12 protein-coding genes and 1 pseudogene are annotated in these 20617 nt (G+C 67.6%); 6 read left to right on the top strand and 7 right to left on the bottom strand.

What is annotated here, in order from left to right:
- The first annotated feature begins 365 nt into the window (after window positions 1-365).
- From FGF04_RS33825 to FGF04_RS33815, 3 genes are all read left to right on the top strand, one after another.
- Window positions 366-2417 (top strand): APC family permease, encoded by a 2052-nt coding sequence (locus FGF04_RS33825; RefSeq protein ID WP_149515216.1) that lies wholly within the window; start codon window positions 366-368, stop codon window positions 2415-2417.
- A 286-nt stretch (window positions 2418-2703) separates the two neighbouring features.
- On the top strand, window positions 2704-4044 hold the full coding sequence (locus FGF04_RS33820; protein WP_149515215.1) for a class I SAM-dependent RNA methyltransferase: 1341 nt from the start codon (window positions 2704-2706) through the stop codon (window positions 4042-4044).
- A gap of 489 nt (window positions 4045-4533) precedes the next feature.
- The gene (locus tag FGF04_RS33815; protein ID WP_149515214.1) at window positions 4534-9708 is read left to right on the top strand and encodes a sacsin N-terminal ATP-binding-like domain-containing protein; all 5175 of its coding nucleotides are present in this window, start codon (window positions 4534-4536) and stop codon (window positions 9706-9708) included.
- Between the two features lie 120 nt (window positions 9709-9828).
- Here FGF04_RS33815 and FGF04_RS33810 read toward each other — a convergent pair whose 3' ends face one another.
- Complete coding sequence (locus FGF04_RS33810) at window positions 9829-10218, bottom strand: nucleoside triphosphate pyrophosphohydrolase (RefSeq protein WP_149515213.1); 390 nt, start codon at window positions 10216-10218, stop codon at window positions 9829-9831.
- 49 nt (window positions 10219-10267) lie between these two features.
- Here FGF04_RS33810 and FGF04_RS33805 point away from each other — a divergent pair, with 49 nt between their 5' ends.
- Window positions 10268-10531, top strand: coding sequence for a hypothetical protein (locus tag FGF04_RS33805; RefSeq protein ID WP_149515212.1), 264 nt, complete (start codon window positions 10268-10270; stop codon window positions 10529-10531).
- A 21-nt stretch (window positions 10532-10552) separates the two neighbouring features.
- On the opposite strand, the pseudogene FGF04_RS33800 reads toward FGF04_RS33805, so the two are convergent.
- Window positions 10553-11356: pseudogene (locus FGF04_RS33800) on the bottom strand (IS5 family transposase).
- A 206-nt stretch (window positions 11357-11562) separates the two neighbouring features.
- Here FGF04_RS33800 and FGF04_RS33795 point away from each other — a divergent pair.
- Window positions 11563-13005, top strand: a complete 1443-nt coding sequence (locus FGF04_RS33795; protein WP_149515211.1) for a DNA phosphorothioation-associated putative methyltransferase — start codon at window positions 11563-11565, stop codon at window positions 13003-13005.
- A gap of 59 nt (window positions 13006-13064) precedes the next feature.
- Window positions 13065-13916 (top strand): hypothetical protein, encoded by an 852-nt coding sequence (locus tag FGF04_RS33790; RefSeq protein WP_149515210.1) that lies wholly within the window; start codon window positions 13065-13067, stop codon window positions 13914-13916.
- Between the two features lie 168 nt (window positions 13917-14084).
- Here FGF04_RS33790 and FGF04_RS33785 read toward each other — a convergent pair whose 3' ends face one another.
- The 5 genes from FGF04_RS33785 to FGF04_RS33765 all read right to left on the bottom strand — a co-directional run bounded on the left by FGF04_RS33785 (window position 14085) and on the right by FGF04_RS33765 (window position 20309).
- Window positions 14085-14885, bottom strand: coding sequence for an adenine nucleotide alpha hydrolase family protein (locus FGF04_RS33785; RefSeq protein ID WP_149515442.1), 801 nt, complete (start codon window positions 14883-14885; stop codon window positions 14085-14087).
- A 220-nt stretch (window positions 14886-15105) separates the two neighbouring features.
- Entirely contained in the window at window positions 15106-15753 is a 648-nt protein-coding gene (locus tag FGF04_RS33780) for a hypothetical protein (protein ID WP_149515209.1), read from the bottom strand.
- 178 nt (window positions 15754-15931) lie between these two features.
- Entirely contained in the window at window positions 15932-16834 is a 903-nt protein-coding gene (locus FGF04_RS33775; RefSeq protein WP_149515208.1) for a phospholipase D family protein, read from the bottom strand.
- The gene (locus tag FGF04_RS33770) at window positions 16831-18717 is read right to left on the bottom strand and encodes an ATP-binding protein (protein WP_149515207.1); all 1887 of its coding nucleotides are present in this window, start codon (window positions 18715-18717) and stop codon (window positions 16831-16833) included. The genes FGF04_RS33775 and FGF04_RS33770 overlap by 4 nt, the downstream gene beginning before the upstream one ends.
- Window positions 18702-20309 carry a DEAD/DEAH box helicase gene (locus FGF04_RS33765; protein ID WP_149515206.1) on the bottom strand — a complete coding sequence of 536 codons (1608 nt, stop codon included), beginning with the start codon at window positions 20307-20309 and terminating at the stop codon, window positions 18702-18704. The genes FGF04_RS33770 and FGF04_RS33765 overlap by 16 nt, the downstream gene beginning before the upstream one ends.
- Window positions 20310-20617: the final 308 nt, after the last annotated feature.

Raw genomic sequence — 20617 nt, 5'->3', positions numbered from 1 at the left:
CGGCGATCAGTGACGGCGATCACCGGCGGCGATCGGTGACGGCGATCAGCGGCGGCTGATGCTGCGCACGCTGACAAGGGTGAGGATGCCGAGTCCGACGAGTCCGGCCGCGGCACCGATGAGTTCAGCGGTGGCACCGATGAATTCGGCCGTGGCGTGCATGGAACCTCCATGAATCGGCAAAGCGAGGCAAAGTTTTGGCCTTTTTCATATAGGCACGGAGATTCACCCTGTCGGCGATTGCATCGGCGAGTGCGCAGGGGATTTCACTCGTAGGGCAGATCGCGGTCGCGGATCCCGCGGATCGGGCGCTCCGGCGGGGGGTGGGTGGGCGGCGGCCTGTTCGAGCGCTTACGATCCTCACCGTGTCCAAACTGACCGACGTGCCCAAACGGATCCTGATCGGGCGCGCACTGCGCAGTGACCGGCTCGGAGAGACACTCCTGCCGAAGCGCATCGCACTCCCCGTCTTCGCTTCCGACCCGCTCTCCTCCGTGGCGTACGCGCCGGGAGAAGTGCTGCTCGTCCTGTCCATCGCGGGCGTGTCGGCCTATCACTTCAGCCCCTGGATCGCCGTCGCGGTCGTCGTGCTGATGTTCACCGTCGTGGCCTCCTACCGGCAGAACGTGCACGCCTACCCCAGCGGGGGCGGCGACTACGAGGTCGCCAACACCAACCTCGGCCCCAAGGCCGGCCTCACCGTCGCCAGCGCGCTGCTCGTGGACTACGTCCTCACCGTGGCCGTGTCGATCGCCTCGGGCATCGAGAACCTCGGCTCGGCCGTCCCGTTCGTCGTCGAGCACAAGGTGCTGTGCGCGATCGCCGTGATCGTGCTGCTCACCCTCATGAACCTGCGCGGGGTCAAGGAGTCGGGCAAGCTCTTCGCCATCCCGACGTACGTGTTCGTGACGGGCGTCTTCCTGATGATCGCCTGGGGCGCGTTCCGCGGGATCGTCCTCGGCGACACCATGAAGGCGCCGACCGCCGACTACGAGATCAAGCCCGAGCACCAGGGGCTCGCGGGCTTCGCCCTGGTCTTCCTGTTGCTGCGCGCCTTCTCCTCCGGCTGTGCCGCGCTCACCGGCGTCGAGGCGATCAGCAACGGCGTCCCGGCCTTCCGCAAGCCCAAGTCGAAGAACGCGGCCACCACCCTCGCGATGATGGGCCTGCTCGCCGTCACCATGTTCTGCGGCATCATCGCCCTGGCCATGGAGACCAAGGTCCGCATGGCCGAGAACCCGGCGCACGACCTGTTCGAGAACGGTGTCGCGGTCGGCTCCGACTACGTCCAGAACCCGGTGATCTCCCAGGTCGCCGAAGCCGTGTTCGGCGACGGCAGCTTCCTGTTCATCGTGCTCGCCGCGGCCACCGCGCTCGTGCTCTTCCTGGCCGCGAACACGGCGTACAACGGCTTCCCGCTGCTCGGCTCGATCCTCGCCCAGGACCGCTACCTGCCGCGCCAGCTGCACACCCGGGGCGACCGGCTCGCCTTCTCCAACGGCATCGTGCTGCTCGCGGGAGCCGCCATCCTGCTGGTCTGGATCTACGGAGCCGACTCGACCCGCCTGATCCAGCTCTACATCGTCGGCGTGTTCGTGTCCTTCACGCTGAGCCAGACCGGCATGGTCCGGCACTGGAACCGCCACCTGGCCACCGAGAAGGACCCGGCCAAGCGCCGCCACATGGTCCGCTCCCGCGCCATCAACGCGTTCGGCGCCTTCTTCACCGGCCTGGTCCTGGTCGTCGTCCTCGGCACCAAATTCACCCACGGCGCCTGGGTCGCCCTGCTCGGCATGGTGATCTTCTACGCGACGATGTCCGCCATCCGCAAGCACTACGACCGGGTGGCCGAGGAGATCGCCGCGCCCGAGGGCCCGTCCGACGACAGCCTGCGCCCCTCCCGGGTCCACTCCGTCGTCCTGATCTCCAAGATCCACCGGCCGGCGCTGCGCGCCCTCGCCTACGCCAAGTTGATGCGCTCCGACACCCTGGAGGCGCTCAGCGTCAACGTCGACCCGGTCGAGACCAAGGCCCTGCGCGACGAGTGGGAGCGGCGCGGCTTCACCGTGCCGCTGAAGGTCCTGGACTCGCCGTACCGCGAGATCACCCGGCCGGTCATCGAGTACGTGAAGGGGCTGCGCCGCGAGTCCCCGCGCGACGTGGTGTCGGTGATCATCCCCGAGTACGTCGTCGGGCACTGGTACGAGCACCTGCTGCACAACCAGAGCGCGCTGCGGCTCAAGGGACGCCTGCTGTTCACGCCGGGCGTGATGGTGACCTCCGTGCCCTACCAGCTGGAGTCCTCCGAGGTGGCCAAGAAGCGGGCCCGCAGGCGCTCGGAGTGGAACGCCCCGGGCTCGGTACGGCGCGGCCCGGCGGAACACCGCCCGAAGGAGCCGTCGACACCGAAGCGGTGAGGACCGTCCGGGCTCCGGCCGGTCGGTCGGCCGGCCGGTGGACTGGCGGGCTGATGGGCTGGTGGTGAGCGGCCGGACAGTGTGGGGTGCGGGCGGTGCGGAGGGTGCCGGTGGGCTCGTGGTGAGCGGCCGGGCGGGGCCGACGTAGACTGGTGGGCTGTTGTCCGCCCGTACCGGTGTCCGGCCGCCCGGCGGTTCAGCCGTCCCGGCCGTCCGTCCCCTTTTCCCCTCTCTTTCCCTTCTCTCTTCCCCTTCCCTCCCCTTTCGCCTTTGGAGTCACCCCGTAATGCAGGCAGAACCGAAGAAAACGCCGGCGGGGTCGCTCGTGGGGCAGGAGTACGAGGTCGAGGTCGGCCCCGTGGCGCACGGCGGCCACTGCATCTCCCGCACCGACGCCGGCCAGGTCCTCTTCGTACGGCACGCGCTGCCCGGCGAGCGGGTCGTGGCGCGCGTGACCGAGGGCGAGGAGGGCGCGCGCTTCCTGCGCGCCGACGCGGTCGAGGTCCTGGAGGCGTCCAAGGACCGCATCGAGGCCCCGTGCCCCTACGCCCGTCCCGGGCGCTGCGGCGGCTGCGACTGGCAGCACGCCAAGCCGGGCGCGCAGCGGCGCCTCAAGGGCGAGGTCATCACCGAGCAGCTCAAGCGGCTCGCGGGCCTCACCCCGGAGGAGGCCGGCTGGGACGGCACGGTGATGCCGGCCGAGGGCGACAAGCTGCCCGCGGGCGAGGTGCCGTCCTGGCGCACGCGCGTGCAGTACGCGGTCGACGAGGACGGCAACGCCGGTCTGCGCCGCCACCGCTCGCACGAGGTCGAGCCGATCGAGCACTGCATGATCGCCGCGGACGGCATCTCGGAGCTGGGCATCGAGCAGCGCGACTGGTCCGGCATGGCCTCGGTCGAGGCGATCGCCGCGACGGGCTCGCAGGACCGCATGGTCATCCTCGAACCGAAGCCGGGTGCGCGGCTGCCGCTGGTCGAGCTCGACAAGCCGGTCTCCGTGATGCGCGTCGAGGAGCACGACGGCGGCATCCACCGGGTGCACGGGCGCGCCTTCGTCCGCGAGCGCGCCGACGGCCGGACGCACCGGGTCGGCAGCGGCGGCTTCTGGCAGGTCCACCCGATGGCGGCCGACACCCTGGTCAAGGCGGTCATGCAGGGCCTGCTGCCGCGCAAGGGCGACATGGCGCTCGACCTCTACTGCGGCGTGGGCCTCTTCGCGGGCGCGCTCGCCGACCGCCTGGGCGACAAGGGTGCGGTCCTGGGCATCGAGTCGGGCAAACGCGCGGTGGAGGACGCCCGGCACAACCTGGCGGCGTTCGACCGCGTCCGCATCGAGCAGGGCAAGGTCGAGACGGTCCTGCCGCGGACCGGCATCACCGAGGTCGACCTGATCGTCCTGGACCCGCCGCGCGCGGGCGCGGGAAAGAAGACGGTCCAGCACCTGTCGGGCCTGGGCGCCCGCAAGATCGCCTACGTGGCCTGCGACCCGGCGGCCCTGGCCCGCGACCTGGCGTACTTCAGGGAGGGCGGATACCGCGTACGGACGCTACGAGCGTTCGACCTGTTCCCGATGACGCACCATGTGGAGTGCGTGGCGATCCTCGAACCGGTCGCAAAGGGCACCTGACCTGCGGGTTTGCGCGTGCGCGTTATGTGCGGTGTGGGCGTTACGGGCGATATCTTGACGCCGAAATGACGCTCGTGACGCTCATTTGACGCTCGTTCTGATGGGGTGTCAGGTGGCTTGCTGGGCAGGTCAGGTCCTCGGAAGGGTGGCGTGTGCCGGTTGCCAAATGATGCATGGTCCTTGCCGCGATCGGTTGCCTGTCCATGAACTGAGGACACAGTCAGCGTCGGATAAGGGTGACAGGACCGTCCGTGGCAAAGCCCTTCACGGCTCCTTCTCACTCAGTAGGATCACCGACGGAGCGGGGTGGGAGAGGCGCGGGGGAGCGGCGGTATGGGAGCCGGAGGCCGTCGGTCGTCATCGGAGCGCGTGCATTCACGCAGGCGGGCTGCAGTGCGTAAGCGCGTCCGTGATCAGGCGCTCGTTGAGGTTCGGGGCTGTCTGCGGGACTGGGACGATGGCCGAGAAGCGGCTCGCGAGGCCAAGGCCGTGGCCGAGACGATCATCTCGCCCGAGTACGACGGCCGGGTGCTCATCGAGCTGCTGCAGAACGCGCACGACGCTCACCCAGCGCGCAGCGCTGACGGGCGCATCGAGATCCTTTTCGACGAGGACGAGGGAGAGCACGGCACTCTCTATGTGGCCAACGGCGGCAAACCGTTCGGCGGAAGGGACTTCAAGGCGCTCTGCAGCATCGCCCTGTCCAGCAAGCGCGCCGATTCCGGGATCGGTCACAAAGGCGTCGGCTTCAAGAGCGTGTTGCACCTGTCTGACGCCCCCGAGGTCTACAGCGTGGCACGGGAGGGGTCCCGGATCCTCGACGGCTTCACCTTCCGTTTCGCCCGGCTCGACGACTTTGACGCGCTCGCCCGGGAGGTGGCGCCCGAACGCACCGGTTTTGCGGCCCACTTGAGGGAGAACCTGCTCACGCTGAAGGTGCCGGTTTTCCTGGAGGACGCGCCGCCAGCCGCCCAGCGCCTCGCGCGCCGGGGCTTCGTCACCGTCGTACGCCTGCCGCTGAAGTCGGCTGACGCGTGCTCGGCCGCCAGGGGCCAACTGCGGGAACTCATGGATGACACGGCCCCGTTCGAACTGTTCCTTGACCGCCTAGAACGCGTGCGGCTGGAGTGGCGGGCGGCGGGGGAGACCCGGCGCAGGACGTACGACCGTCAGGTGGAGATGTTGTACCACTCCCGCGGCCTGAAGGTGCAGCAGGTCACGCTGCGCCGGCGGATTCGACTGATCGTCGTGTGCGGGAAGGCAGACGCGGACCTGGCCCGGGACGCGATCGCCGCGTCGATGGAGAAGAGCGGGATGCGGCGCGACTGGGCGGCCTGGGAGAAGAAGGCCGAGGTACGCGTGGCCGTCCCGGCCGGCGATCCCCTGGGGGCCGGGCGGCTCTACACCTTCCTGCCGATGGGCGAGCAGATGCTCGCGCCCGTCCGGGGGTACATCCATGCACCGTTCTTCGCGGAGATGAACCGCCGTTCGTTCAACGAGGCAGTGCCGTGGAACGACCTGCTGCTCGACACCGTGGCCGAGCTGTGCGCCCGCGCGGTGCTCGCTGCGGCGGACGGGCGGGCACCGATTCCGCCCGGCGCGCTCGTCGACCTGATGTGCTGGGAGCCCGAGAAGCTGGGGCGGCTGACCTCTGCCTTCCAACGACTGGACCAGGGCATCGCCCAGGTGCCGTTCGTCCCAGTGATCGGGACGTCACCCGGGGCGTTGACCTCCCTGCACCGTGCTTTCCTGTGGGAAGGGAAGCCCGGATCCACGGTCTTCACTCCGCAGGAGGTCGCCGCTGTCGGGGTCACGCATCTCGTCGACCCGAAGCTGCACCCCACCCGGCTGCGACGGCTTGCGCCCCTCGCCAGGGCCGTGGGCCGGGGCCTTGCTCCCCCCATCGAGCGGCTCGCGTCCTGGGCGGAACGGCTCGCCAAGACTGCCGTACGCGATCCGTTCGATCCTGACTGGTGGGCGGACTTCTATTACGACCTCTCCCAGGCATTCCCCGACGGGTCGGCCCTGGTCGGCAAGCGAATCGTCATCAGTTCCCGGTCGACGACGGAACCGGCTGGCGGGGAAGGCGTCTTCTTCGACCGCGATACCCCGCAGGCAGGCTCCCTGCCGCCCCTGCCCGACGGGGTGTCTGACCGCCTTCACTTCGTGCACGAGGGCATCGCCTGGTCCGGCAAGGGCCGCAAGCGCAGAGTCCAGGGCCGCAAGTGGCTCAGGACCACGAATCTCGTCCACGACTATGGGGCCGACCGGGTGCTTGAGGTCGTCGCCGCCGCATTGAGCGCCAACGGTGTGGATGACGGCGTACGCCTCGCATGTCTGCGCTATGCCTGCGCGGTATCCCACGCACTGGAGAGCGGTGGCCGCAGGGCACTCCGTCTGAAGAATCTCCGCGTGCCGACCCGGGCGGGCTGGTTCGACGCGGGACGGGCCATGTTCGGGCCGGGCTGGCCCGGAGAGCACTCCTCCGTCGACAACACACTGACTCGGTTCCTGCAAAGCGTCCGGGGATTGTCGTCCGTGCTCACCGAGACGGAAGGTCGGCTCCTCCTCCGCCCCGAGGAACTGTGCGGTGACACGGTCCCTGTGGCGGCGATGATGCGCTTCCTCGAAAGGCACCAGGTCGCGCATGGACTCCGTACCCGCTACGAGACCTTCAGTACCAAGATCAGGGGAGACGACCTCAATCGGCCCGCCCGGTTCTGGGCCCCGGGTCTGCGGAGCCGGCTGCCGCAGTGGAGGATTACCGCTGAGCGCTGGCCGAGCCGCCGTCAGGTCGGCTACATCAGCGTCGATTACCACGAACGCAACCTGTCCGCAGCCGTGCTGCCCGGTCAGGACGACTACGCGGCCTTCTCCGAGGAGGACCGCAGACTTTACGCGGAGCTGATCGTGCACGGCCTCGCCGTCGCCTGGCCCGACGCCGCGCTGGAGATGCAGTTCGTGCGCCACAGCGACCCCGCCGGAACGCCCTGGCCCACTCCGCTAGCCGCCTTCCTCGCCCACGCGCCGTGGATCCCGCAGACGGTCGCACTGGGTGCCACCTCCGAGGGGGGCACGTTCGCCACAGCCGACACGGCCTGGTGGTGGCATGGTGTTCAGCCCCCGCCCCAGTTCCTCGGCGTGGTGCCGGCGACCTTGCGCAGCAGACGGTCCGCCAAGCTCGCGGCACGGCTCGGCCTGCTCCGCGTCCGCTCTTGGGACGATTCCGAAACCGCGCTCGACCGGCTCTGTTACCTTCCCGATCTCGTGCAGGCCGACGCCCACCTCCGGGATGGCAGACTTGCCCACGAGATCGGGCAGGAGTACGAGAAGGCGTGGGCGCAGTTGCTTCCGGCGGGGGCAGGGACGCGCACCGCTGACGACGGGCGTCTCATGCCACCGCGCCAGCTGCTGATCACCCGGGCTGGTGTCCTCGAACCGCTGAACCCGGCGGAGGCGGACGAGACGGTTTTCGTCCCGGATCCGGATGGGGTCCAGAACGGGGCCCTCCTGGGCCGTGTCCCCGTGCCCGTGATCCCGATCCGGGACAAGGCACTGGGCGGTCGGGTCCACACCTTCCTCGACCGGAGGACGACGTTCGACGTCCAGCGGTGCAGCGACGCCGAGCACGACATCCAGGCCGACCGGCTGCCCGTCAGTGACGCACCGCGCCTCCCGTTGACGGAGTACGCGGGAGCTTGGCTGTGCACCCTGGTCGCGGCACTGGTGGAGTTCGATGAAGAACGCGCTTCCCGTCCGGCGCCCGTTGCAGTGGTTGACGTGGACAGCCTGCTGCGCCGCTGCGACGTGACTGTGGCCGACGAGGCGGTCGTCTGGATCGCCGGCCATCGCCTCACCGAGAACGGAGCGGACCGTGCCCTGCTGCACCCGCACCCCGACCGGCCCCGTGTCGTCGTGGTGCACAGTGGGCCGCGCTCCGGTTGGCGGGTTCTCCGCACCGCCGCCCCTGCCGTGGCCGCCCTCATTGGCGCGCCCTATCTCGCGGGCGGCCTGTGGACCGCGCTGACGAAACTCGAGGAGCGCGGCCTGAAGACCGACCGCGTCCCCGACGAAGACCTCTCGGTAGTCCTGGACCTGCGGCCGAACCAGCTGCGGGCCGTCCTCGCCGAGCGTGCCTCGCAGCGCTCCGGCAGCGTGCGGCTCGTCCCCCTCCTCGCCTGCCTCGATCTCGACCTTGCAGAGGAACTCCGGCAACGCGCCGAGGACTTCTCCGACCGCGCCGCCCTCCTGGATTGGCTCACCGGCCGGATCGGCTCACCGGACGCGGAACTGCTCATGCGGCTGCTGGAGGACGACGACCGGGAACGGCAACTGAGTGCCCTCTCCGTGCCCCTTGCCGATGCCAACCGAGCATGGCGTGAGCTGGGCCTCCCGGAGATCGACAACAAGGACCGGCACGAACGGCAGTTCGCAACCTGGCTCCAGCGGAACCGTCCCGCGCTCGCCGCACGGATACGGGACGCCTACGCGGACGTCCACCGGTCCGGACGCTCCCTGTCCGGGTACGTGAAGCTGCGCGACCTCTCCCCACTCGTGCCGGACCCGGCGTGGCACACGACACTGTGGAACCTCGCCGATGAACTCCTCCAGGCTCACGCGGACGCATGGTTGGCGAGACGGCTCCCCGCACCTTCGTCGACGTCCCGCCCGCTGCGGCCGCTCGCCGAGGTGCGCGAGGCATCCAATATGGCGGTCCACAAGCAGGTGCCACGACTGCGGCAACTGATCGAGGAGTGGCAGCGGCTCCACTCCGCAAGCCGCTCCGCAGTACTGCCGCCCGCCCAGGACGTCCTGCGGGAACTGGACGACGACGGACTGCTGGACTTCGAGGTCCTGTCTGTGAAGGCGTTGATCGCCTGGCTTCGGACCCGCGGTTACTGGCCCGAGGACATGCCGCTGTCAGACCGGCGCGCGGATCTCGGGCTGACCGCGACCCGTTCGTCGGAGCCCACCGGGGACGGCAAGGTCACGGGCAGAGGTCGGCCCGGAGGGTCTGCACCCGGCCCCCATGTCATGCTGAACGGCAAGCCCGTGTCGGCACGGCTCGACGATCTGGCGGCTCTCGCCCGCGATGTGGCCGCCGACCTCACGCCGGAGCAGCGGGCCACCTCGGCCACGACTGCTACGGCGCTCGCACCCCGGATTCCGCAGCCACGCAGCGCGTCCTCGTCCGGTGCGAGGTCGCACGGCGGTTCGTACCAGGCCCCCGTGACTGACCAGGACCGGACCCTGGCGGTGGGCCTCGCGGGCGAGGCGGCGGTGGCGGCGTGGCTGCACGAGCAGTTCGGGGTCGAACCACAGGACTCGTGGAAGTCCGGCCTGCGGGTCCATGGGCTCGCAGGCGGGCAGCCGGGGGACGACCGGCTTGGTTACGACTTCCTCATCCACGACGGCGACGCGACCTACCTCTACGAGGTCAAGGCATCCACCGGCAACAGCGGCGAAATCGTCCTCGGCGAGTCCGAGGTGCGACGCGCATCCCGTCTGAAGCCGGATGAGACGTACTTCATCGTGTACGTCTCCCATGTCCTCGATCGCGACCTCCGCGCGATCGCTGTCCTGCCCAACCCATTCGGCGCCCCGGACCTCGCCGGCTACGAACTGGTCAGCACCCAGCTGAGGCTCCGGTTCAACCGTGGCTAAACCACCTGTTCGTGCACGGTTGGCCGTGGGACGACGGAGGCGACTCGCCCCACTCGGCTTCCCAAGCCCTCGCCGTCCGCCATGACGAGTCGTTGGCTGGCCAGCGTTGGGACCGGCGGATCAGTGGTTGCCGGACCAGACGACCCGATTGGTGAAACTGCCCCGCTCCCGCGCTTTCGCCAGGCGGATTCCTTCCAGTCCTCCCGAGTCCACGCCTAGGTCCTCGGCAAGCGCGTACACAACCTCTAGCACGTCAGCGAGCTCATCCACTGCCGTCGCCTCATCCGCCGCAAGGAACTCAGCGACTTCCTCGCTCAGCTTGTCTCGCAGCCTGCTGCGGTATTCCTCAGGCCCGGCGATGTAAGTGATCGGCTTGGCTCCGGCAGCCCGAATAATCTCAGGGACCCGGTCCCTGACCAACTTGCTGTAACTGTCCAACTGCTCCCGCTCCTCGCCTCGCCCCACGGGTGCAACAGTGCTGCCCGCATGCTGCCGCAGCGTACGTTTCATCGAGAGGTTAAGACGATGTCTTGATTGGCGGTATCCGTAGGCTGTGCCCATGGAGGGCAGGGTTGAGACGGTGTGCCGGATCTGTGGGCTGGACGCCGGGGAGGTGCGGTTCGACGAGGACGGCTTGTCGTTGTTCGTGGTGTGCGCGTGCTGCGGCTGCGAGTCCGGGGTCGAAGACGGCACCGCGACTGCGGTCCGTCGGCATCGCGAATCTTGGATCGGCGACGGGGCCCCGTGGTTCGAGCCCAAGGCCAAGCAGGCTGACTGGGACCTGGAACGGCAGTTGGCCAGCATTCCCCCAGAGTGGCGATAATGTCTATCGGGGGTTGGATGGTTACCCGGTGATGCGGCGGTAGCAGATGAGGACTGCGGCGATGCCGGCAAAGGCGAGGAAGTACTCGGCCTTGCGTTCGTAGCGGCGATGCAGGCGTCGACATCCGTTCAGCCACGACATGGTCCGCTCCACGACCCAGCGGTGTCGCCCCAGACGGCTGGAGTTCTCGACGCCGCGGCGGGCGATTCGAAGCACGATCTGTCGGCGGCGTAGCCAGCTGCGCAGGTGGTCGAAGTCGTAGCCCTTGTCCGCGTGCAGCTTGGCCGGGCGGCGGCGCCTTGGCCCGTAGCGGGAGCGGATCGGCGGGATGCCGCGCATCAGCGGGATCAGGGCCTGACTGTCGTGCAGGTTGGCGCCGGAGATACCCACCGAGAGCGGAAGCCCGTTACGGTCGCAGATGACGTGGATCTTTGACCCGAGCTTGCCACGATCGGTCGGATTCGGTCCGGTCAAGGGCCCCCTTTGACGGCGCGGATGCTGACCGAGTCGATCGCGCACCGGGACCAGTCGAGCTCGCCGTTCGCGCCGAGCCGGTCGAGGACGACGCGGTGCAGCTTGGCCCACACCCGAGCCCTGGACCAGTCGGTGAAGCGTCGGTGCACGGTCTGCCAGGACGCGCCGAAGACCGGCGGTAGCTGTCGCCAGGMGCAGCCAGAGGTGGCAACGAAGACGATCGCTGCGAGCACCGCCCGGTCATCACATCGCCGCCGTCCCCCCGCCCTGCGCACGCACCGGCTGCTCCGGCGCCACCTGCTGAAAAATCTCCCACAATCCCTCAAGCACCAACCGCTCAACTATGGCCATGCCAGAACAACGAGCCACTGCCAATCAAGACATCGTCTAAGACGTGCGGACTCGCAATCAGTTGGCGGATTCGGGCACAGGCGGGGTACCTGCAGCGGCCGTGAGCTGTCGGAAGGCGCAGCGTCGATAAACGGATCTCGGAGTCGTCCCAGCGTAAGGTGCGGTGATGTCGCGTGCTGGCCGGTCCGTTGTATAAGGGGACACCGATGACACAGCAGCTCTGGAGCAGCCAGAGGCATCAGACCGCAATCGGCCGTGTCGGACTCTCACTCCCGGCTCGTCGTGCACTTGGCGACCTCCGGCTGGAGCCTGGGAGAAAAGTCCTTGACTACGGGTGTGGGCGCGGTGGCGATGTGCGTGTACTTCGACAACTCGGTCTCGACGTCGCGGGTTGGGACCCAGTTCACTTCCCCGAGGGATTGCTCAGGCCGGCCGACGTCGTCCTCCTCACCTATGTCCTGAACGTCATTGAAGACCCTGCCGAACGGCGTCAGACACTCCTGCGAGCGTGGGAACTCGCCAGCTCCGTGCTCGTGGTGTCTGCACGGCTGCGGTGGGAGCGCAACCAGATCAAAGGGACAGAGCACGGTGACGGCATCCTGACTCAGCGCCGCACCTTCCAGCATCTCTACGCTGCCGGAGAACTGCGCGACTACGTAGAGGAAGCAACGGGCGTCCGCTGCGTGTCGGCGGCGCCGGGCATCGTCTACGCCTTCAAAGACGACGAGGCCCGCCTCAGCTACATCGCCCGCCAGATCGTGCCCGATGGCGAATGGCTGGCGTCCGAGGACACCGCCTCGGCGATCGCTTCCGTCGTCGATCACCTCGAACAGCGCGGCCGGATGCCTCAGCTGGAGGAAATGCCGCAGCCGATCATCGGCCTCCTAGGTCACCTGCGCCCTGTCGAACTGAAGCGCCTGGCCGAGCAGGCGGCAGACCCCGTGAAGGTGGAACGCAGCGCGGAGCGCGGTGCCCTCGACACGCTGCAGTTCCTCGCCCTAGAGCTGTTTCATGGCCGAGGTTCTGTAACCAGTCTGCCGCTCCCCATTCAGCTGGATATTCGCGCCTTCTTCCCCTCGTACACCGAGGCGTGTCAGCGAGCAGATCGGCTGTTGTTCAAGCTGCGCGACGACGCATACATCCGCCGAGCGATGAGCGGATCGATCGCTGGCAAGTTCACCGCGACCGCCCTGTACGTTCACCGTCGGGCGCTTCACCGGGTGCCGACTGTGCTGCGACTGTATGAGCAGTGCGCGAGTATCGCTGCCGGCCGACCCGGTGAGTGGTCCGTCGTCAAGCTCCGGCACCAGGGGCGTGGCGTCAGCTGGCTCGACTACCCGGAGTTCGATACAGACCCCCACCCACGTCTCGCTGCTTCGTACGCCGTCGACCTGAAGAGCCTCAAGTCCTCCTTCACCTCGTACGCAGACTCGACCAACCGCCCCCTACTGCACCGCAAACACGAATTCCTCGCGGGGGACGATCCCGATGCGTCCAAGTACCGGCGGCTCACCGACGCCGAAGTACGCGCCGGCCTCTACGAGAGCCCACACCTGATCGGTACGGAAGACGGCTGGGAACGTGAACTCGTCCGCTGCGAACGAGAATTGCGAGGCCACCGGCTCGTGCGGCGAACCACCAACACATGAGCCTTCGACCAGCCTTCGATCCCGGTGTGATTGTCAGTGGTCCGTGAGACGCTCCCTCCATGACGACCACCCGAGCTGGCGGCTCCTGCCTGCCCTCTTACCGAGCGCAGTCAACCCTCGCGCTGTCCGACCCCGAGGACCACGTCCGCGAACTCACCGACTGGGTCGAGCACGCCTCCGAGGTCACCGGTGTGCCGGGGGCGCAGGAGGTCTGGGACAACGCCTACAAGTGGCTGCGCCTCGCCCAGGGGCTGCGCACGATGACCTTCGACATGTCCTACGACGACGGCGGCATGTGCTCGGTAGGCGGCGACTTCGACGCCGTCTGGACAGAGATGATGGAGGAATGGCAGCTGCACCAGGTCCGGCTCGGCTACCTGCGTGCAGCACTCGAAGGGTTCGTCCGGCTGCTGCACCCCGACGCTGCACAGCCCTGGCTCGCCATCGAGGCGGCTGAGCGGCAGCTGCAGCACCACGCCGAAGCACTGCCCGTGCACGCACGAGCGGTCGCCGAACATCTGGGGACACACTGCCCGGACCATGCGGGTAGCAGCGATGCACCGGTCGCGACAGGAGTGGCGCAGGCGGTTGCCCTGCACGAGAAGGCGGTACACGGCCGTGCGGGCATTCCCGAGCCGAGCAACGACGCGGATATGAAGATCTTCGCCGCTGGGCACGCTGAGGTCTGCACCGGCAGGGAAGCCTCCACGGTGCTTCTGCTGGGGCTCCAGGTGCTGATGACGGCAGCGGTGAAGGAGGACCGCGTCGCGGCCTTCGACGACAAGTACCTCCTCGATGGAATGTGGATTCCTGACGCCTCCGGTGACAGTCGGTGGGTGGACGAAGAGATGCCCTACGGCGAGTATCTGGCCGTTCTCCACCTTGCCCCCGGTGAGCCGCCCGAGCTCTGAGCCCACCACGCCGTCTGCACTCCGGCGGCGGGCTGCGGACCGGATCGCCGGCGAACATCGCTAGGTCCGCTGGGACTTCGATCCAGTGGGTGGCTACTCCTTTGCATCCTGCGTGGTAACGCGAGGGTGGGCCGGAAGCAACGGCTTCCGGCCTCCGCTCGGGGCATTTCAGGTCATGCACCAACCCGAATCGCAAACTCCCTCATCCTCGTCGACGCTGCCATCACTCGGGGACGCATCAGGGATGGCTTGGGTGAGCGGGATGCCGTACCTCGTGAGATACACGGCGTCCCGCCCGAGCGCGGCCCGGCGCCGATTGATTGTCTCCTCCAATCGGACCGACAAGGCGAACAGCTCCGGTTCGTGCCTACGCTGGTGGCGCCATGCGTCGACGGTACGGAAGGGACAGAAGAAGCACGAGCTCTTGGGCGGCACCGGTAGACCGGCTTCGGCGATGATGCGCTCGCAGTCGTCCCTGCGGAGCCCAAGGTCGAGCAGCGGGTATTCGATGACCTCGTGGGACTCGCTCCGTCGGCGGTTAGCTCGGTGGATTTCGTCGAGCGATATGCCAATGCCAACCGCCGCTGGATGCTCCGCGGTGGCGCCGTGCTCCCGGAGCCGCCGACCGACCACCTTGATCTTGAAGTCCGCCGTGCAGTTGCGTCGGCCCGGAGCGCCGTTGGCCATGCGCACCGGGATGGGGATCGACCGCGTGTCTGGCCGGTTTAGCCGCTGCATCAGCGTTTCGGTGGCCCCGCTGCGACGCCGGCGCTCGAGCTCGTGGATCTCCAGTCCGGCACCTGCGGCGTATGGGATGGCGATCTCGCGAACGTAGGCGAGGGTCGCCGGGTGCTCGCTGTCGTCGCCGACGTTGGCGAAGAGGAAGGTGCTGAAGTCGATCTCTTTGCGAGCGGCCAGTACGAGCAGGGCCGTGCTCTGGACGCCGCCGCCGTAGGAGATGACCTTTATGGGGCGCCGGTTGAGCCCGCTGGAAGTGGCTCGCGGAGTGGGGTCGGTTGGCTCGGCGTGGTGGGCTCCCGGGGTCTGCTGCAAGATCGACATACGAGAGACAGTATGGATGCGGGCCGCATAAATCAAGTGTTTCTCTCATGGCTGTCGGCGAACAGAGACAGCAGCGGCGTGCTGGTGTGGGGCGCTTGCGCGCGGAGGTTGCGCCCGGAGAGGTGAACTAGCGCTGAGGCGTGATGGTGACGGAGTAGCCGTCGGCCAGGACCGATGTGAGGAACTTGGCTGCGGCAGCCTGGTCGGCAGCAGTGAATGTCTTTGCGGCGGGCAGAGGCTTCTGCGGCGGGGATACGGCAGGGGTGCTTGTTCTGCGGCCGCGAGGTTTTTGGGAGCCGCGCTGCCCTGCACAGAGCTTGGTGACCTCGGCCTGGTCGATGGGCCGCTGGCGTTGTGGTGCGTCGGCCAGGATGGTCTCCAGGAGCCAGAGAGGGGAGCCGGAGAGGACTAGGTCGGCCTCGGCGATCCGCCTCCGGTTGCGCCAACGGGAGACTGCCTGCGCGTCCTGACCGAGGACGCGGCCTGTTTCCTGGATGCCGAGGATAACGGGCAGCTGCTCCTTGTCCTGCACGTCATAGCCGTGAGGGAAGCTGGCCCTGTAATCCGCCAGTTGTTGCTGATCGACCTGACGGACGCCGTCACCGTCGATGTGAAGCACCGTCGCCAGCAGCCAGTACGGGTTGCCGGATGCGAGCAGGTCGGGCTCCGGGAGCGTGCCTTCCGTACGCCATTTCTGTGACGTCTGGCGCTCGATGTTGAAGAGAGAGGCGATCTCGGCGTGCCCGAGCAAGTACGGAACCCGCGCTTGAGACATGCGTACCTTCCCTACACCAACGTTCCTGCCGAGTGACCGCCAGATGAATGCTCCTCACCAGGCGGTCCGCAGAGATCCTAGGCGTGCCGGCAGGCACCCAGCGCAGCACCCGAGATAGTAGCCGTGCAAAGGCCGGCCTCGGTGCCAAGGCCGGCCGCGATCGCCACGGTAGGAGTTCTTAGTGCAACTCCTGTCCGTGCCGGATTTCCCACGTCCCGACGTCGGTGTAGAAGCGGCCGAAGTGCCGAAGCCACGCCGCGATGGTCTCGGTGGTCCTTCTGGCCTGTTCGTCCGTCATGCCTGTCTGCTCCTGCAGCGCGTGCTGCAACTCCACGTTGCTCAGGCGGTTTCCAGCCACGAGCGCCTGAAGAGCAGGGATTTCCCGCAGGCGGCCTTCGATCACGTCCGAGAACTCCGTCTCGGACAAGCCTGCGGGCATGCCGATGAGCGCGAGGTCCCGGAGGATGGCCGCTTCGACAGACCGCCCGAACTGTGCTCTCCCGCAGTAATACGGGTAAATGGCCTCCGGGCGCCGTGTCACCGGGTACCAGCCCTGCAGGGTTTCCTCTCGGGGCTGGTCGGAGGCAGCCGGACGGTGTTCCTTCAGCAGGTCGGCCTGCCTTCTCACCAGGTCGGCCATGTGCGGCGTCGCTTCGACCGCGCGGGCCTCGATCTCGGTGAGCACCCGGACGACTTCCGGATGGGCCGCGGGTGCCTCCACCAGGATCTCGATGTTGGCGTTGGGGACGCGCCCGGTGGCCTTCCCCGTCAGGTTGGCGGACCCGATCAGACAGCGCTCGCCGGTGAGGTAGAGCTTGGCGTGCAAGCTCGGGCACAGTGCGATGCGCAGCCGCTTGTCCTCCTCGGCGAGCTCAATGATCTCGGGATCGGACACCCCTGCCGCCACCTCCTCAGGGACCCAGCGCGTGATGCACTCGATGTCCTCGACGGTGGCGGGGAGGGCGAACAAGGTGGCCGCCAGAACCTCTCGCTTGATGAAGGGCGCCACGAGGGTCACCTGCCCGTGGGCGCCCGCCATCAGTTCTTCGATCTGCCGCCAGATGTGGCCGGGCTCGGTCACGCGCCGCCGGCCTTTCCGTCTACGAAGTCGCGGGCGTAACGGCCCCATTCGCGGCGCGCGTCCGCGATCCGCTCGCGGAGGTTATCGGGGTAGGTCTCGTCCTCCATCCGGGCCCACGAGAAGAGCAGCAGCTTGAAGGTCTCCGCAGCACGGTTGAGCCGGTCGCGCAGGTCGTTTGCGTCGGCATCCTCGGGGATGTCTTCGAGGACGGCGATGAGCTGGGCGTGCAGCGGGTGCTTCTCGTTGAAGATCACCTGCAGCATGCCGGCCATAAGGTCGATGCTGAAGAAGGCGGAGGTGTCCTGGAAGCTGGAGATCCACCGCGCACGCAGATTCTTCTCCAGGGCCTCATCGACCATGGACTGGGCGGTGTCCTCGTCGAGGTGATGCCGCTGGGTGAGGGCCGCGACCTGTTCCTGCCGTTTGGCCTCGGTGGTCGTGCCCTCTTCCAGCTCGTCGGTCTTGCCGGTGTGACCCTCCTCGCTGCGGCGCTTGACGGCATCCGTGGCCCTGGAGGCGGCGTCCTCGTCGTGCCGCTTTTTGCTCTTGCGGGTCCCGATCGTCTGCTGCTTCAGCTGGCGCCGGATGGCCGGCAGGAGCTTCTCTTCCAGGTAGAGCACAAGGTCGATGAGAGGAAGACGCGGGTCGCCGAGGTCGGAAAGGCGTTCCTTGAACCCCTTGAAGGATTCGCCGGCCTCCGCGTGGGCCTTCCAATCGAAGTGGGCCAGGGACGAGAAGACCGTGGCGCTCTGCTTGTTGTTCGTCACGCCGAAGATGGGGTCAAGGTCCGGCGGGAATTCCACCTCGATGCCCCACCACCGCTCCGTCGGGTCGTATCCGATGGCCCAGGATGCGTCGAGGTCCAGCTCCCTGCCCTGCCGTACGAGCGAGATGCCGACGTTGCGCCTGGCGTGCTTGCCCCACGGAAGGATGCCAGAGTCCGTCGTGCGGCTGATTCCATCCGGCCACGGGTGGCCTTCGACGTCGGCGCGGCGGGCCTCCGGGCGGGCGATGGAGGCCCGGACGGTGATGTTGTGCTTCTTGCCTTCATGGACCACGGGGAACTGCGTCACACCGGGCTCGGACTCACTGCCCATGGAGAAAGGCATGAACATCGGCTTGTCCGAGAACGGCTTGTCGGTGGAGGTCGGCGCCATCAGGTACAGAGGGTCGTTGGGCACGGCGTGGTACTCGCCGTCAACGACCTTGCCCTCCCGGACGGGGGCCATCCGGATGTCGACACGTCCGGCATGCAGGTAGTGCCGGTAGACCCGGCCAATCAGGTCGGCGGTGTTCTTCAGCGTGGCTGCGGCTCCGTACCAGTTGACCTTGTCCAGGTTGGTCCAGACGACGAGCGTGCCGGTGTCCCCGAGGCCCTCGCTCAGGTCGCGCCAGTAGTCCGGCAGCGGGGAGTGTTCAGGCTCGGGGACGTCGTCGATCTCTCCCTTCTCGATCTCTTCGAGGCTGAGGTACGTCCACATGGCGTTTCCCGCGCCGTTGGTCCAGGACCAGACGTCGAGCCGGGTGCACTGGGACATGCTGGAGTTGGGCAGGCCCATGCCGAAGCGGCCGATGCGATCCGGGTCTGCCCCATCCCCGTCGCCGTACTTCAGGGCGCGCCGCAGCTGCGGTACCTCCATGCCATGGCCGTTGTCCATGACCGCGATGGTCTCCACGCGGTGGCTGGTCCGGGAGCCGACCTGCACGGGGTTCTCGCAGGCGAAAACCTCCACGAGGGCGGCCTTGGCATCGATGCTGTTGTCGATCAGTTCGGCGAGGGCGTAGGCGGTGTTCTTGTAGCCGCTGTCCCGCATGGCCTTGACGGTCAGCTTAGGACTGACGATCCGGTAGTTGCTGCCGTCGTTGGTCACGCTGTCTCCCATACGTCTTCCCAGTTGGTGAATGCTTCTGCCACGTCGCCGAACCCGGGAAGCTCCGGGTTCACGACGGTGACGATTTCGCAGGTGTCAGTGCCGCCGGCCTTCGGGCCGCGGATGACGCGGCCGACCATCTGGCTGTACAGCACGAGGGACTTGGTCGGACGGGCGATCACTGCCGCGCTGGCCGCCGGTGCGTCGAAGCCGGTCGTCAGGACGCCGAAGTTGCACAGAACCATGGGGCGCCGGCCGGACCCCTTGAACCGCGAGATGACCTGGCTGCGATGCCGAGGGGAGGACTCGCCCGTTACGAACTCGGCGTCGAAGCCGGCAGCGGACAGCACGGCCGCGATGAGTCGGCAGTGGTCCACGGAAGCGGCGAACACCAGGATGCGCTGGTGCTGCTGCTGAAGCAGCTCCGTGATCGTCTGGATGATCTTGAGGTTCCACTGCTCGTCGCCCGCGAGCTCGGCCATCATGTCGGCCGGGATGTCGAACGACCGCGCAAGGAGCTGCTGGTCCCGGGTAGACAGGTGCATGCCCGCCTCGGAGGCCACCGTCCGCATCAGCGGCCTAGCCAGGTAGCCCTGCTCGATCAGGGCCGTCACCGGGTTGGTGTAGCCCTCGATCTCCAGCATGACCTTCTGCCGGGAGAAGTAGTCGGAAAGTTCTTCGTCCTTGGAGATGTCTGCCCACGTACGTCCCGGAGTGGCGGTCAGCCCGAGTAGACTCGCATCGTGACGGATCGTCAGCTCGTCGACGACCCTCTGAAAGGTGGGCGCGATGATCTGATGAGCCTCGTCGAAGACCGTCAGCGTGCTGCGTGCCGCGAGGGTGGCCAGGAACTGCGGGTCTGACTTGGCTGCCGAGACGGCCTTTTCCAGCCCGAGAACGACCAACCCGTCGGTCATCTCCGCAAGGTTTGCGGGAGTGTTGCCCCATACCCGCAGCACCGGGAGCGGGCGGTCGCCGACCTTCGTCCAGGCGCGCTCGAACTCGGCGGCGGCCTGCTCCAGCAGCTCCTGCCCGTGGGCCAGCCACACCACCACGGTGGGCTCGTGCTGCCGCAGATGATCGCAGATCAGGCTCATGCCCGTGCGGGTCTTGCCCACGCCTGTCGGAAGATGCAGCACCGTCCGCCGCGGCCCGTCATACAGCAGTTCCTTGACCCGAGCCGCCGCGTGACGCTGATGCGGGAACAAGCCGTACTCGGGAGCCGACTCCTGCTTGAACGCCGGAGGAAGGGACGGTACCCGGTCGATAGTGAAGCCGAAAAACTCCAGCAGTTCGCGCCGCTCGTCCGCCGTCCACTTCAGGCTCTGCAAGTAGTCCAGAGGCGGCTGCTCGTCGCCCACCGAGCCCAGGCGCTGCGCCAGCTCCGCCCGCTTGGGCCCCGGAACCAGGGCGATCAGGGCGGAACGCTCAGCCTCGTCGGCCACCAGACGCTCGACGTCGATGGCGATCGGGGCAACGGCCCGAAGACGATCGTCTCCCGCTGCACCTCCCTCGATCAGATCGAGCAGAGCGCACAGCCGCTCACCGACATGCCTCCGGATGTACGCCATCGGTGCATCCGCGAGGAGCGCCTTGAAGGACATCCCCGGTGACCACGTTGTCACTGCCTCACCTGCCCTGCAGGCTCCAGCCCGCAGGCATGCATGCCCGGAACAGCTGTCGTCATGAACTTCCACCCCCAGTTCGGGCGCGCCAAGCCCCGCCCCAATGTGCGTAGTTGCTGCCGCGCTACAGCGTGCGGACCACCTTAAACGGAGCCACTGACAACAGATGCAGATTAGGCGAAAAGCCCAGCCAGGACGGGCATTTGACTCCGCAGGCCGGCTCGTCGGGCCACGCGTGGATCTTGACGCGCACAGCTTGCGCGTACAACGTTCCGCCTAGAACCTTT

Origin of the sequence: Streptomyces apricus (assembly GCF_008369065.1) — a bacterium.
GTDB classification, from domain to species: Bacteria; Actinomycetota; Actinomycetes; order Streptomycetales; family Streptomycetaceae; genus Streptomyces; species Streptomyces apricus.
The sequence above is the reverse complement of the archived record's forward strand: the minus strand, read 5'-3'. Positions and strand labels throughout refer to the sequence as shown.